Source organism: Mucilaginibacter sp. A3364, from assembly GCF_059690715.1.
Map to the genome: position 1 here is coordinate 278,543 of NZ_JCAWED010000001.1, position 16,220 is coordinate 294,762.

Annotated in this window: 6 protein-coding genes; 4 read left to right on the forward strand and 2 right to left on the reverse strand. The window is 45.1% G+C overall.

What is annotated here, in order from left to right; genetic code table 11:
- Positions 1-348: 348 nt before the first annotated feature.
- From AC59JT_RS01155 to sov, 3 genes are all read left to right on the forward strand, one after another.
- Positions 349-2,652, forward strand: coding sequence for an NADP-dependent malic enzyme (locus AC59JT_RS01155; RefSeq protein ID WP_497395283.1), 2,304 nt, complete (start codon positions 349-351; stop codon positions 2,650-2,652).
- Positions 2,653-2,839: 187 nt separating this feature from the next.
- Positions 2,840-3,427 (forward strand): Holliday junction branch migration protein RuvA, encoded by a 588-nt coding sequence (gene ruvA, locus AC59JT_RS01160; protein ID WP_497395285.1) that lies wholly within the window; start codon positions 2,840-2,842, stop codon positions 3,425-3,427.
- Positions 3,428-3,451: 24 nt separating this feature from the next.
- Positions 3,452-10,519 (forward strand): T9SS outer membrane translocon Sov/SprA, encoded by a 7,068-nt coding sequence (sov, locus tag AC59JT_RS01165; RefSeq protein ID WP_497395287.1) that lies wholly within the window; start codon positions 3,452-3,454, stop codon positions 10,517-10,519.
- A 334-nt stretch (positions 10,520-10,853) separates the two neighbouring features.
- Here the strand turns inward: sov and AC59JT_RS01170 are convergent, their stop codons facing one another.
- Complete coding sequence (locus AC59JT_RS01170; RefSeq protein ID WP_497395289.1) at positions 10,854-12,689, reverse strand: hypothetical protein; 1,836 nt, start codon at positions 12,687-12,689, stop codon at positions 10,854-10,856.
- Between the two features lie 7 nt (positions 12,690-12,696).
- The gene (locus AC59JT_RS01175; protein WP_497395291.1) at positions 12,697-14,625 is read right to left on the reverse strand and encodes a hypothetical protein; all 1,929 of its coding nucleotides are present in this window, start codon (positions 14,623-14,625) and stop codon (positions 12,697-12,699) included.
- A 162-nt stretch (positions 14,626-14,787) separates the two neighbouring features.
- On the opposite strand from AC59JT_RS01175, the gene miaB reads away from it, so the two are divergent.
- A complete protein-coding gene (gene miaB, locus AC59JT_RS01180) occupies positions 14,788-16,209 on the forward strand; it encodes a tRNA (N6-isopentenyl adenosine(37)-C2)-methylthiotransferase MiaB (protein ID WP_497395293.1) in 1,422 nt (473 codons plus the stop codon).
- Positions 16,210-16,220 lie beyond the last annotated feature (11 nt).

Sequence of the window (16,220 nt, forward strand, 5' to 3'; positions counted from 1 at the left end):
CATAGGTGTACCACTTTATTTGAATTTTGCCACCAATTTAGGTTTGGGCTTTTTCACTGTTGGGTTTATTTTTCTTATTACAATCGCTTATTATGCTATCCTGCTTTGGCTGATAAAAAATCGAACTATATCAGAGTTCTTCCCTTTTTTTATTCTCAATCTTATCCCTTATTTATTACATCTGTATCTATTGGGGATCTTTCAATGAACAGGAATAGTTTATTTAAAACTCCACTGGACGAAGTTTTTTAACTTCGTCCTAAAATGTTTTAAGCTTTCAGCTTAACGCTAACACACATTTCCATCCCAGCAAAAAAAAGCCGTACCTTTGAGGCATTAACTGAAATTATGGATAATAAACCTAATCGTAAACAGGACGCCTTAAACTACCATTCGAAAGGCCGTCCGGGTAAAATACAGGTAATCCCTACCAAGCCCACCAACTCGCAGCGCGATTTAACCATGGCGTATTCGCCGGGGGTGGCCGAGCCATGTTTACGCATTGCCGAAAATGTTGACGATGTATATAAATATACCGCCAAGGGTAACCTGGTGGGCGTAATAAGTAACGGTACCGCCGTTTTGGGCCTGGGCAATATTGGCCCGGAAGCCAGTAAGCCGGTAATGGAAGGTAAGGGCCTGCTGTTTAAAATTTATGCTGATATAGATGTATTCGATTTAGAGATAAATGCTAAGACGGTTGATGAATTTGTAAACATTGTGAAGGCCTTAGAGCCAACTTTTGGTGGTATAAACCTGGAAGATATATCGGCACCAACCTGCTTTGAAATAGAGCGCAGGCTGAAAGCCGAAATGAAGATCCCGGTAATGCACGACGACCAACACGGTACGGCCATCATATCGGGCGCGGCGCTTATCAACGCTTGCCAGATCCAAGGCAAAAAGCTCGACAAAATAAAAATGGTGGTAAACGGCGCGGGTGCCGCGGCTGTTTCCTGCTCAAAAATATACCTGTCGCTCGGCGTTAAGAAAGAGAACCTGGTGATGTTTGACATCAACGGTTTGATAACTCCTGATCGTACCGACCTTGACGAAATGCGCCTGCAATTTGCCACTACACGCAAGGGTATCAATAACCTTACCGATGCTATGAAAGGTGCCGATGTGTTCATCGGCCTATCTGCAGGTAACGTAGTAACCCCGGATATGTTGAAAGGCATGGCTAAAAACCCTATCGTGTTCGCCATGGCCAACCCCGAGCCCGAGATAGCTTATGACCTGGCTGTTGGCGCACGTAAGGATATTATCATCGCCACCGGCCGTTCTGATTTCCCTAACCAGGTAAATAACGTACTGGGCTTCCCATACATATTCCGTGGCGCGCTGGATGTTAGAGCCAGCGCCATTAACGAGGAAATGAAAATTGCCGCCGTTAAAGCCATCGCCGAACTGGCTAAGAAGCCCGTTCCGGAAGCGGTTAACCTGGCCTATAATGCTAAAAATTTAAAATTCGGCAGAGATTATATCATCCCAAAACCAATGGATCAGCGACTGATCACCGAGGTGTCTATAGCGGTGGCAAAAGCGGCTATTGATTCGGGCGTAGCGCGTAAGGTGATTACCGATTGGGATGGCTATACGGAAGAACTTCGCTCGCGTGTGGGGCCGGATGACAGACTGTTACGTAACATTACCACCCAAGCCAAGAGCAACCCGAAATGCGTTGTTTTGGCCGATGCAGACAACTACAAAATATTACGTGCTGCCCAAATAGTAAAAGAAGAAGGCATAGCCCGGCCAATTTTATTAGGCGATAAGGAAAAGATCAAGGAGATCATCAAAGAGCATGAGCTTGATCTTGATGATGTAAAAATTATCGACCCGCACCTGGGCGCCGCGAACACCGAAAAGTACGCGCAATACCTGTTCAACAAACGTCAGCGACGCGGTATAACCCTGTTTGAGGCACGTAAACTGATGACCGACATGAACTACTACGGTTCATGCATGGTACAGTTTGGCGAAGCCGATGCCCTGATATCCGGCCTGAGCAAAAACTATGCGACCACAGTGAAGCCTGCGCTGCAAATTATTGGTTGTGATGACGGTGTGGCTCGCGTAGCGGGAATGTATTTAATGATAACCAAAAAAGGCCCCGTATTTTTTGGCGATACGACCGTGAATGTAAACCCCACGGTGGAGGAACTGGTAGATATTACGGTGCTGATAGAAAAGTCGGTAAAACAGTTTAATATCAGTCCGCGGGTGGCTATCTTATCTTACTCCAACTTCGGCTCAAATGAGGGCCCCGTGCCTGAAGGTACTCGGGAGGCCGTTAAACTGCTGCACAAAAACTATCCGGATATGGTGGTTGATGGCGATATGCAAGCCAACTTCGCTTTGAATGCCGACCTGTTGGCTGATAACTTTCCTTTTTCTACCCTAAAAGGAAAAGCAGCCAATACGCTGATATTCCCTAACCTGGAGTCGGGCAACATTGCTTACAAATTATTACAGGAAATAGGCGGTGCCGAAGCGGTTGGCCCTATATTGTTGGGCTTGAAAAAGCCGGTGCATGTGTTGCAACTTGATAGTTCGGTACGCGAGATCGTAAACATGATAACCATTGCTGTGGTTGATGCACAGCAAAAAGGAGACATTAATATACCGCCGGTTAGGGGTAAAAAGTAATATCCGGTAAAACCAACGCAAAGGCGAAAGTATAAGTTGTAGCTTATGCTTTCGCCTTTGTTGTTTAACACCTGTTGCATTTTATTAATATTGGATTAAAACGGGTTGAAATATATTTATCTTCGCTACGTTAATGCAACGTAACATCCACCATTAATAATTTAACCGATAACCTATTTGAATAAACATGTACGCTTATATTGATGGTAAATTAGCTTTTAAGAGCCCCGCTTATGTGGTGATCGATGCCGGTGGTGTAGGTTATCACATTAATATATCACTAAATACTTATTCATTACTGCGCGACGGCGAACGTTGTAAGCTGCACACCTGGCTGCACGTTAAGGAAGATGCGCATACCCTATACGGCTTTGCCGATGAAAGCGAGCGTCGTTTGTTTTTACACCTGATATCCATATCAGGCATTGGGCCCAACACCGCCCGCATGATGCTATCATCCATTACCCCTATCGAAATACAAACTGCTATAGTAAACGGCAACGTAGCGGTTATACAACGTATAAAAGGCATAGGTCCCAAATCGGCCCAGCGGGTTATACTGGAGTTGCAGGATAAGCTACGAAAAGAAAGCTTTGAAACGCAGGGGCTGGTAGCCGCCGCTGCACCCTCTATCAAGGATGAAGCATTGGCAGCATTGGTTATGCTGGGCTTCGCGCGCAACGCGGCAGAAAAGGTTGTAGATCAGGAGATTGCTAAAAATGGTGGTACTTTAACTGTTGAGCAACTGATTAAGTTTGCTTTAAAAAGTTTATAATTACTGATATTATTAACGCGGCTTGTGACAGGGAATTTTACTAATAAAGTTTTTATTGGTTTGCTACTTCTTTCTGCTTTTTGCGGGTGGGGTAAAGCATTTGCACAGGTTCCCGCTTTTTCGAGGATAGATTCGTCTACAGTAAAAATTCCTTACAATTATAACGATACGAGGAACAGCGCCTTACGTAAAGGTATTTTTGACGAACCACCTACAGGAGTAGTACGTACTATAGAGTACAATGCTGCCACCAACCAGTATGTACTGTATGAACGTATCGGTAACCTGCAATACCGGCCACCGGTTTATTTAACTTTCCAGGAATACCTGCGTCTGAAGCAGCAGGAGGAAAAACGCGACTACTTCAGAAAGCTTACCGACAACTACGCCTATCAATCGCAGCAGCCGGGTTTTATACCTCAAATAAAAGTACGCAGCCGTACTTTTGAGCGTATTTTTGGCAGCCCGGTAATTGATATCAAGCCGCAGGGTTTTGCATCGGCCATCATGTCGGGGCAGATCAATAATAACGAGAACCCGCTTTTTAATACCCGTCAGCGTAAGCAGTTTAATTTCAACTTCGATCAACAAATACAACTTAAAGTACAGGGATCTATAGGTGATAAATTACAGATCGCTACCAGCTATAATACCGACGCCCAGTTTCAGTTTGATAACCAGGTGAAACTGGCCTATACCGGTCACCCGGATGAGATCATACAGGAAATACAAGCCGGTACGGTTAGTATGCCCTTAAACACTACTTTGATTACCGGTACACAGGCTTTGTTTGGTTTGCGCACCAAGTTAAAGTTTGGCAAATTGGGCGTAACCAGTATATTTTCGCAACAGCGTTCGCAGTCAAAGGCTATTACTATTACCAATGGTTCGCAGCGGGGGAACATCCAGATCTCTGCATCGGATTATGAGGCCAATAAACACTATTTCCTGTCGCAATTCTTCCGCAATAATTATAACAAGGCGATGGCTAATTTGCCGGTTATCAGTTCAAATATCAACATCACTAAAATCGAGGTTTGGACAACCAACCGCAGCAATACCACTACCGATTCAAGGGACGTTTTAGGTTTCCTTGATCTTGGGGAAAACGCGCCTTACAACAGCCCCTTAATACAAGGTGGTGCAGGTTACTCGGGCTTGCCTGCGGGTTTCCAGGGGCCGGGTTTTACCAGCCAATCAAACTCTTTGTTGCAGGGCTTGCCTGCCAGTTCAAGGCTTACCAACGACCCGGCAAATGCTGTGGCAAGTTATTTTGCAAGCACCGGGGGGACAGATAACTATGCCAAGCTAACCTACGCCCGCAAACTTACCGCGCGCGAGTTCACGCTTAACCCGCAATTGGGTTATATATCACTAAACTACCCTTTAAATAACGACGAGGTATTGGCGGTTGCATACCAGTATACCTACAATGGCCAGCAATACCAGGTGGGTGAGTTTTCGAGCGATATAGCTGTTGATCCGGCGCAGCCGAAAGTATTATACCTTAAGTTATTAAAAAACACCCTGCTTAAAACCAAACTGCCTACCTGGAAGCTGATGATGAAAAACGTCTATTCGCTTAACGCTTACCAGATAGATTCGAACAATTTTAAGCTGCGCATATCAAGGCTCGACGATAAATCGAGCATCGAGAAACCCTTGATGGAGGAAGGGCAAAACACCAAAGAAAAGCTCTGGCTGCAATTAACCGATTTGGATAATTTGAACCAGCGCGGCGAAAAGCAACCCGATGGCTATTTCGACTTTTGGGAAGGGAAAACCATCGATTCGCAAAACGGGCGGATCATTTTCCCGGTGTTGGAACCCTTTGGTTCGGACCTGGCCCGGCGCTTCAACCCCGGCGAAACAGACCTGATACGGCGATACGTTTATCAGCAGCTGTATGACTCCACCAAAACCGTAGCGCAACAGTTTTTTCCGCAGTTAAACCGCTATAGTATTTTAGGTACCTATTCATCAAAAGGCGGCGGTGGCTCCTACCAGTTAAATGCCATTAATATTCCGCAGGGTTCGGTAGTAGTATCCGCCGGTGCTACGAAGCTTGTTGAGGGTACGGATTATACTGTTGATTATAACGCGGGGCGGATAGATATCATCAACAACGCTTTACTATCATCGGGCCAGCCCATCACGGTAAACCTGGAGAGTAATGAGCTGTTTGGTATTCAACAAAAATCCCTGTACGGTACACGGTTTGACTATAAGGTTAGCCCTAAGCTATCCCTCGGCGGTACGGTGATGCACCTTACCGAGCAGCCGATATCGCAGAACGAGATCATAGGGCAGGAGTCCATATCAAATACCATTTGGGGTGTTGATGCGCAGTACAGCTCAGATTCGCGCTGGCTTACACGTATGGTAGATAAGCTGCCTGGTATACAAACTAAGGTGCCGTCGTCGGTAAATTTTAGTGGTGAGTTTGCGCAGTTACTTCCCGGCAACCCGGGCATACTAAACTATGCGGGCTCAAAAAATGGAACGTCATATTTGGATGATTTTGAGAACAGTCAATCTATCATTGATGTAAAGAGTGCCAACGCCTGGCAGTTATCGGGCACGCCGCAATTATTTCCCGAATCGAGCTTGTTTAACAACCTGGCTTATGGTTATAACCGGGCGCGTTTAGCTTTTTATAACATCGACCCGATTTTCTACACTTCAAGCCAGGTATCCTTATCGCGCGCCCAGTTATCAAACCACTACACCCGGCAGGTTTTGCAAACGGAAGTTTTTCCGTACAAGCAATCGGTAACCGGTCAGCCTTTGATGTTGTCGACTTTAGATCTGGCTTTTTATCCAACCGTACGTGGACCTTATAACTATAGTACATCAGCCATTAATACAGACGGCTCCCTGCAAAACCCGCGCTCGCGTTGGGGCGGTATTTACCGGGGCATAAGCACTAACGATTTCCAGGCGCTTAACGTGCAGTATATAGAGTTTTGGGTGCTTGATCCCTTTATTTATAAACCAGCATCTGCCGGTGGCGATCTGTATTTCAACTTAGGTAGTATATCTGAAGATGTGCTGAAAGATGGCCGCAAAAGTTTAGAAAACGGCATCCCCGTAAATGGCGATTTTAGCACGGTTGATGAAACCAATTGGGGTCGCGTACCGCGCAATCAGCCGGTAGTAAACTCTTTCGACAGTAACCCCTCATCGCGCCAGCTACAAGACGTTGGTTTGGATGGTATGAACAATAACGACGAGCGCGCCAAATTTGCCACTGCCGTACAGCAAATACAGGCGCAGGTAAGCGCGCAAGCCGCCGCAGCGATTGCCGCCGACCCATCATCCGACGACTATAAATATTACCTCGGCCCTGATCATGACCAGGCCGGCGCCGGTATTTTGGAGCGTTATGCCAAATTTAACGGCAACGAAAGCAACTCTAAAACCGCCGAGCAGTCGCAAGCCGAACTGGGCCTGCAAACATCCGCATCAACCTCATTGCCCGATGGCGAGGATATCGACCGCGATAATAACATGAGCCAGGACGACCAGTACTTTCAATACAAAGTATCTATGCGCCCGCAGGATTTGGTGATAGGCCAGAACTACGTGAACGACAAGGTCACATCGCAGGTTAAATTGGCTAATGGTACTACACAATCTGCTACCTGGTACCAGTTCAGGATACCTATTACCGCTTACCAGCAGGCGGTAGGTGGCATACAGGATTTTAAGGCTATACGCTACATGCGTATGTTCATGACCAATTTTGCCGATACATCGGTACTGCGTTTTGCCAGCATGGAACTGGTGCGTGGCGACTGGCGTGCTTATAACTCCGAAAATAACCCGGCCAATGTTATCGCCGATCCGGCTATCATTAACCCGGCGCTTGACAATTCGGTATTCACCGTACAAACCGTAAATATTGAGGAGAACGGTAAACGGGTTCCTATCCCTTACGTGGTGCCACCGGGCATACAACGCCAGCGCGATTATAATAACCTGCAAACTAGTACGCAGTTAAATGAACAGTCGTTATCGTTAAACGTTACCAGCTTGAGCGATGGTTATGGCAGGGCCGCTTTTAAAACTTTTTATAATGATCTGCGCCAGTATAAGCACCTGCAAATGTTTATACACGCCGAGGCCACACCCAATTCGGCATTAAACAATGGCGATCTGAGTGCCTTTATACGTTTGGGTGCCGATTATCAAAATAACTATTACGAGTACGAGATACCTTTGGATGTTACCGCGCCGGGATCAACCAACCCAAGCAGTATATGGCCGGAAACTAACGAGCTTGATATTGATCTGACACTTTTAACCGATGCCAAAATAGCACGTAACAAAGCTAAATTCCAGGGCTTACCGTGGCCGCTTAACCGCCCGTTTACTTATAGCAGCGGACGTAACAGAATTACCATCATGGGCGTGCCCGATCTGAGCCGCCTGCGTACCATTATGCTGGGTGTGCGTAACCCTTATAAAGCAAATGGTAGCACGCCTACTGATGATGGTCTGCCAAAATCGGGTATTGTATGGTTTGATGAGTTGCGCTTAACCGACTTTAAAAACCAGGGCGGCTGGGCAGCTACCGCGAGGGCGGATTTTAAACTGGCGGATTTTGCCGATGTTACAATCGCCGGTAGCAAAAGTACCGCGGGTTTCGGCAGGCTGGATTCTAAACTGTCTGAGCGTACCCTGAGCGATAACCAGGCTTATGACATATCTGCCAGTGCCGACCTGGGTAAGTTTTTCCCGGCAAAAACAGCTATCCGCATACCTGCTTATATCAACGTGTCTTCTCAGGTTATCACGCCGCAGTATGATCCCGGTCAGCCGGATATATTGTTGAAGGATGCTTTAAAGAATGCCGAATCTGATCAGAAGCGCGACTCCATCCGCATGGCAGCCGAAGACTATACCAAACGCAAAAGCTTTAACTTTACCAATGTGCGTAAGGATAGGGTTGACCCCGCCGCGCAAACCCATGTTTACGATATTGAGAACATGAACGTAAGCTATGCTTACACCGAATACCTGCATCGTGATTTTACGGTGGAGAATAACCTGGAGCGTACCTACCATGCCTCGTTCGCTTACAATTACATTGATAATAAACCATCATATATATCGCCTTTTGCCAAGATCATCAAATCAAACCTGCTGGCAATTTTTAGGGACATTAACTTTGGGCTGGTACCATCGCGCTTAAATTTTAATATCAATTTTGACAGGTTCTATTCAGAAAACACCCTGCGTAATAACGATCCTGAAAACCCTATCACAGTACCAACCACGTTTAATAAAAACTTTAACATCATCCGTAACTACGGCATAGGCTGGAATTTAACCAAATCATTAAAAATGGACCTGGACGCTACCAACCTATCGGTAGTTGACGAACCTTACGGCAGGCTTACCGGTTTAAAAATTGACACCCTTTGGGAGAACATCAAGAAGCTGGGCCGTACCACCAATTACAACCACACCTTTACCGTAGCTTACGAAACACCTATTGCCAAACTACCGGGTATGGACTGGGTAGCGGCGCCTATCAGCTACACTACGCACTTTGTATGGCAGTCGGCACCGTTATTTGCCATAGGCAACCCGGGTTTAAATGTGGGTAACAGTATTCAAAACGCCCGTACTATACAGGTAAACCCTGCATTTAATTTAAGTACCCTTTATAACAAGTTTGCCTTTATCCGCGAAGCCGCTAAACCTGATAGCAAAGCCAGCGGCCTTTCAAAAGCGTTGGTTGGCGTGCTAACCAGCATACGTAATGTTAGTGGTACCTATACACGTACGGAGGGTACTTTCCTGCCGGGATACCTGCCGCAATCAAACCTGTTTGGCGAGGACCTTACCTATGATGCACCGGGCATTGCCTTTTTACTAGGCAGCCAGTCCGACATCCGTAATAAAGCGGTGGCCAACGGATGGATATCGCGCGACTCGCTGCAAAACCAGCTTTACGTAACCACTTTTAACGAAGATATCAGGCTAAAGGCATCTATCGAGCCGTTTAAAGATCTGCGTATACAATTAAGTGGTTTTAAAACGCAAAACCGCACCTATCAAACCAATTTTAAGTTTTTAGATGCCACCAACTCCTTTGAAAATCTGGCCCCGGTTACAACGGGAGATTACAGCATATCATACCTGGCCCTGGGCACGGCTTTCGTTAGCGAGGATGGCGTTAATAATACTTCGGCACCTTTCCAAAAGTTTTTGGATAACAGGCAAACCATTTCAAAACGTTTGGCGGGCACCAACCGAAACTCCCTGGGCTTAACGCCGGCGGGCTATGCTGATGGTTATGGCCCTAGCTCACAAAACGTATTGGTACCCGCCTTCTTAGCCGCCTTTACAGGGAAAGATGCCAATGGTGCAAGCTTAAGCCAATTCCCTAACATACCTATCCCAAACTGGGAAGTACGCTACAGCGGTTTAAGTCGTATCCCGTTCTTTGCCGAACTATTTGAATCAATTGATATTGATCATCGTTATAACTCGTCATATATTGTAAATGGCTACACCACCCTGCTGCAATTCCGCGAGAATTTATATGGTGCAACTTCGCGTGATGTGAATAACGATTTCTTACCAAAATTCCAGTTTTCGCAAATAACCGTTACCGAGCAATTTCTGCCTTTGATAGGCGCTAATATCCGCTTTAAAAATAATGTAACAACCGATCTGCAATACCGTAAACGCCGTTTGCTTAACCTGAGTTTGCTTAACAGCCAGCTTACGCAGGAAAGCGAGACCGCCTTTGTAATTGGCCTGGGCTATAAAACCCGCGATCTGCGTTTGCCGTTTGGCTTATTTAACAATACTACGCTTAAAAACGATATTAATTTTAAGCTCGATCTTTCTATACGCAGCAATAAAACGTTGATATATCAAGCTGATGTTAAAGCCGCGCAAGTATCGTCTGGCGCTAAAAATATCACCTATCGTCCGTCTATCGATTACTCCATCAGCCAACGCTTTAACCTGGTGGTGTTTTACGATACCAATATTACCAAGCCGTTTACATCGCAGGCATTCAATACATCGTTTACAAACTTTGGTATTAATTTGAAATTGCTTTTGCAGTAGGGTCTCTTGCGCCGTCTGCTCTTGCGCTCGTCTGTTACGAGTGTTTAACATGGTTCAGCATTTGCAATGCCCGTGCGAAGCAAGCGCAAAGTCCGCATCAAGCGCTCGTTGCAAACGGGCAAGTTAGTTTTAGGGTGCGCCACTTTTGGTATCGCATCAAGAAATTAAAAATTAAACAACTGATAATGAGTTATTTGTATTTTAATGAGGGTGCGCCGCTTTGCGCCGCTTTTTGTGTAAGTTTCTAATTATCAATAAAATACAAAAATAGAGTGCGCCAAGTGCGCCACTTTAAAAGTGGCGCACCCTAAATGCTTTTCCTGTCACCGGTAGGTTATTGAGCGTTTTTCTTCGCTTTTTCGATCATCTTTTCGCCCTTCTTGATCTGGCGTTTCATTTTACGATCAGCGCGGCGCTGCAGGCGTTGTTCTTTGCGGATGTTTCGGTTCTTTTTGTCTAGTTGCTTTTGGGCGATGAGGGCTTCGGTAGCTTTTTGGGTTTTATCGTCAAGGCCAACGGCAGGTTTTAAACCGGTTAATAATGTTTTCCACGCCGTTTTAAAAAATGGTGAGTTTAATGGGCGTACATATCTAACGTTATAGCTGCGCGGTATAAGCCCGGGCTGGTCGGGGTTGTTGTGTTTAAGGATGAAGATATTGGCGTACAGGCTTTCTATCAGTTTCTTTTTCAGGCTCAGTTCAGGGTCGCCGGCCTTAAGTAGGTTAACTTTTAAATCGTTATACAGAATAGTAACCGGCCCATGCGATACTTTATTATTGCCTTTGATGTCAAAATCAAATGATTTTAAGGTGCCCGATGTTATTTTCACCATGGCAAAAGGCATGGTGGCCTGGTTCAGGCGTTCCAGGCTCATGGCACCCAGGTGTCCTTTATAACTGTACGAGTTTAGTTCATCGGTAAGGTTAAACGTAAAGAAACAATGAAAGCCACCCTGGTTCATAAAGTTTGTAGTGACTTTAGCCGTAGCGATGTTATTCTTCCGTAGGGCGTCTTTATTGGTGGTAACATTTAAAAGTTCGGCACTTGTATTATTGAAAGAGATAGCGCCGGTTTTTCTTGACTTTTTGTTGAATTCGCTGTAGGTAATATCCAGTTGTTTAATGGCGATGGTATCAACCTTTAAATCGGTATTGGTTTTATAGATGCCCACATTGGGAAAGCTGCCAACTTTGTTTTGGTTGGTTTTTGTTTTGTTGGGATTATTAAACAACTCAAACGTCCCCCGGCTCAGTTTAAGGCTCGAGGCGGACACTTTGCGGTATTTATGGTATGACAGGTAGTCGAAGTGATTGAGTTGGATAGAGTCAAGCTTAACCGTAAACTTGTCTTTAGTGCTTTTGGCGAAGAAGTCATCCTCGTTAATAGGAGTTAGGTAAAAGCCGGTAAGGTTTAGGCGCGACGTTAGGGTTGACAGTTTAAGCCTTTTAAAGCCATAGGTGTATAAACCACTCGGTGCCTTTCCGCGGTAGTTGTTAATTTCGGTCACTATCTCTTTGCAATACAAAACACGCGAAGTGTCGGTTTGCGTCGTCGAATCGATCAATAGCTCATTAGCCTGGAAGTTCATTTCCTTTATTTCAGACGTAACAAGGCCGGGGCCCGAGTGGTCGTTGTATTTCAGGCTTACATTATTAAAAAATATATCGCCAACATGTGCCGATTTGAGTGATTTGGATATTTTTTGCCAAAGTGTGCGGTTATCAGTAGTAGTATCTTTGGTATGATTAAGCTGGTAGGTTACATCAATTTTAGGCGAGTTGATGACTATGCGATCTATATCAAGCTTGTGTTTAAAGTATAAGGTGAAAGGATGAATGTGCGATAATACCAGCCGGTTAACATGCAGATCAATAACGTTATTAGGCGCGGTACCCAGCGCTTTGCGTTTTAGATAAATAGCGCTATCAATTTTAAGATCGATGTTGTAAACTACGATCTTGCCCTGTAGCACATGTAGCTTAGCTTCCGAAAAATCAATGGTGTACAAGCTGTCCGTACTATTTGCCACGGCTTCCTTAATCTTTTTCTCCAGCACCGGCGACCAGTAATTATTCACCACCAAAGCCAATACAAGCAACAGCACGGTAAAGATCAGTACAGAGGCCAGCACAACTTTTTGCCACTTGTGCTTCAAAAACTTTATCGCCATAGTTTATTTATTCCTCTTTGCTTTTTTCTTCCGCCTTTTTCTTTTCTTTCTCGGCTTTTTCTTTAGCCTCGGCTGCTGCTTCGGCGGCTTCCTCTTTGGCTTTAAGTTCTTTTTTAGCTGCGCGTTCTTTTTGGCGTTCTTCCTTGCGTATGCGGCGCTTCTCTTTAAACTCGTTAAACTTCTCAACCAAGGTACTTACTTTAGTTACAACTTTGTTAACGGTGCCTTCGGTTTTTTTGTCGAAACCTACACTGGGTTTCAAACCGTCCAGTAAACCTTTGTACAAGAAGCTAAAGAACGACCAGGTAGGTTCGCGTTTCAGGCTGATAGGGCCGGGGCGGAAGTTGCCTTTCTTATCCGGATTATCATTGTCAATAATAAAGGCATTGGCAATTTTGGATATAAAGCCTTGCGCCTGCAGATCTTTTTCACCCTCTACCTTTTTAAGCAATTCAACATTCAGGTTTTTATAGTAAAACTGAAGCTGACCTTTGCCGTAGTAATTGCTGGCGTTCACGTTAAAACTTAAACGCTCTACGTCTGCAGATTTTACGTGCACCATGGCAAGCGGTTTAACCAGTTTATCCAACACGCGGCCATCAAACTTACCCAGCGTGCCCGAATAGTTAAAGGCACCATCCTTGGCCGCCAGGTTAAACTTAAAGTTTACAGTAAGCGGCGCGGCATCCATAAAGCGGGTTATGATATGTGCCGTCATGTATGGATTTAGCTTTTTAACATCAGGATCATTGGTCACATTTTGGAAATAGCCGTTCGTGTTTTTAAATTGAATCAGGCCGGTTTTCTGTGTGGTAGCATCCGTTTCAGAGTACTCAATATCAGTGTTGCCGATGTTGAGGCGTTCCAGCTTCATATCCAGGGCTACGCGTTGCAGGGCCTGGTGCGGATCCTTACCAATTTTACTGGTTTTTTTGCCTTTGTAGTTGCCGTTGGTGTATATCTGCACTTTACCGTTTTTAATATCCATTACGCCCGAGTGTAGTTTTTGGTCGCGCAGGAAGCGCTGCAGGTCTATTTTATTAATGGCTATCTGCTTAAATTTAAGCGTGAACATATCGCCCGAAGCATCCATCTTACGATAAAAATCTGTGCGGTTATAGCGCGGCAAAAAGTTTACGCCATCCAAAATCATCTGCCGCTTGGCGGTAGAAAAGTAGATGCGTTTTAGCTCCGCGTTGTACAGGCTATCCGGCGTGGCTATTTTGTAGTCATTCACTATCACTTCCACGCCTTTGGTATAATAAAAACGGGTGCTATCCAAGGCTGAAAGCGAATCGACCAATACACTCGAAATATGAATATTTAAATTCTTTAGCGCGGTTTGCCGGGTTGTTGGTCCGTTTTTGTTGATGTAATTCAGGCTGATGTTGTTGAGCGAGATCGAATCAATCCGCAGGCGCTTAAATATATTTTTAATGATCTGGTAAGGTGTTTTTGGCTGACCTACTTTTACGGTATCGTTAAAGCGGTAGCGTTTGGCTATGATGGTGAGGTCGGGTTTGTCTATGGTAATATCCGTAATGTCCAGTATTTTATCCGTATAAGCTTTGCGGGCACCTACGTTTTTAATGCTCAGCTTTTTTACGCCGAGGATGAAAAGGTTATCGGGAGCCTTGTGTTCGGCTACCAGTTTTTGATATACAAGGGTATCGGGCACCAGTTTAAAATCTTTCAGGGTAGCATCGCCATTGGTTAGGTTAAGGTCGAAATCAGAATACTCAATATGATACAGGCTATCAGTTGATTTGATGATGAGTTCCTTCAATTTGCTTTGCAGCAGGGGCTTCCACCGATTATCTGCCAGGTAATTATTGTAAAAGTACCATGCGCCGCCGCCAATAAGCAGCAGCAGGCCCAGTATTACGAATGGCCAGCGGGGTATATGTTTCTTTGCGGGGGTAGATGTTGTGGTCATGCGGTAGTGTTTTGCTGTTGTAACACCAAAACCAGGCCATTGTTAACAATTAAATAACACACTATAAGAATATTACAAAGTAAATTGCCTTTATAATTCTGCCAATCTGTCACGCAATGTTTAATTTTTATGTATTTTTGCTGCTCAAATTTTTTTAATACGATGATAGATCTGGTGATGCCTGATAAGGCGCATGATGAAAGCAGGCAGGGAGAGGCTTTAGTGTTAGAGCCTGTTGAGGGGAAAAATAACGGTCGTAAGCTTTATATTGAAAGTTATGGCTGTGCGATGAACTTTTCTGACAGCGAAATTGTAGCCTCCATTTTATCTGAACAAGGATTTGAAACCACCGGCGACTTTAACAACGCCGATGTTATATTCATCAATACCTGTTCTATCCGCGAGAACGCCGAAACCCGCGTACGTAACCGCCTGAAAGAATTTAAGGTGGCCAAGGGTAAAAACCCTGGCATGGTGGTTGGCGTGCTGGGCTGTATGGCCGAGCGCCTAAAAGCCAAATTTTTAGAAGAAGAAAAACTGGTTGACGTAGTTGTAGGCCCTGATGCCTACCGCGACCTGCCAAACCTGATAGACCAGGTTGATAGCGGCCAGAAAGCCGTAAACGTATTATTATCCCGCGAGGAAACTTATGCCGATATTAACCCGGTACGTTTAAATACAAATGGCATCAACGCCTTTGTATCTATTATGCGTGGTTGCGATAACATGTGTTCGTTTTGCGTGGTGCCGTTTACCCGTGGCCGCGAGCGTAGCCGCGATCCGCACTCGATAGTGAAAGAATGCCAGGATCTGTTTGACAGCGGTTACCGTGAGGTTACTTTGTTGGGGCAGAATGTTGACTCGTACAAATGGGCCAGTGAAGACGAAAGCGAGAAAGTAAATTTCGCGAATTTGTTAGAATTAGTAGCACAGATCAACCCTGATCTGCGTGTACGTTTCTCAACATCGCACCCTAAAGATATTACTGACGAGGTTTTATACGCTATAGCTAAACACGATAATGTTTGTAACTATATCCACTTACCGGTACAATCGGGCAATAGTCGTGTGCTGGAGCTGATGAACCGTACTTACACCCGCGAGTGGTACATTAACCGTATTGATGCCATCCGCCGTATCATTCCGGATTGCGCGATATCAACCGACGTTATCACCGGCTTCTGCACCGAAACTGATGAGGAGCACAAAGAAACCGTAAGCATGATGGAATATGTACAATACGACTTTGCTTACATGTTTATGTACTCGGAACGCCCGGGCACACTAGCTGCAAAACGTTATGCTGATGATATTCCCGAGCCTGTTAAAGCAGCCCGGTTAACAGAGATCGTAGCATTACAGCAAAAATACTCTAAGATCCGTTTAGAGAATCAATTAGGTAAAGTGCAAAGGGTACTGATCGAAGGCTTCTCAAAAAAATCAAAAAACGATTACGCCGGTCGTACAGACCAAAATGCCATGATGGTGTTCCCGGTAGATGAACGATTTAAGCCGGGTATGTACGTGAACGTGATGGCAGAAAGATGCACGACTGCTACGCTAATGGGTTCTATTGTTGACTAAACAAACATCTT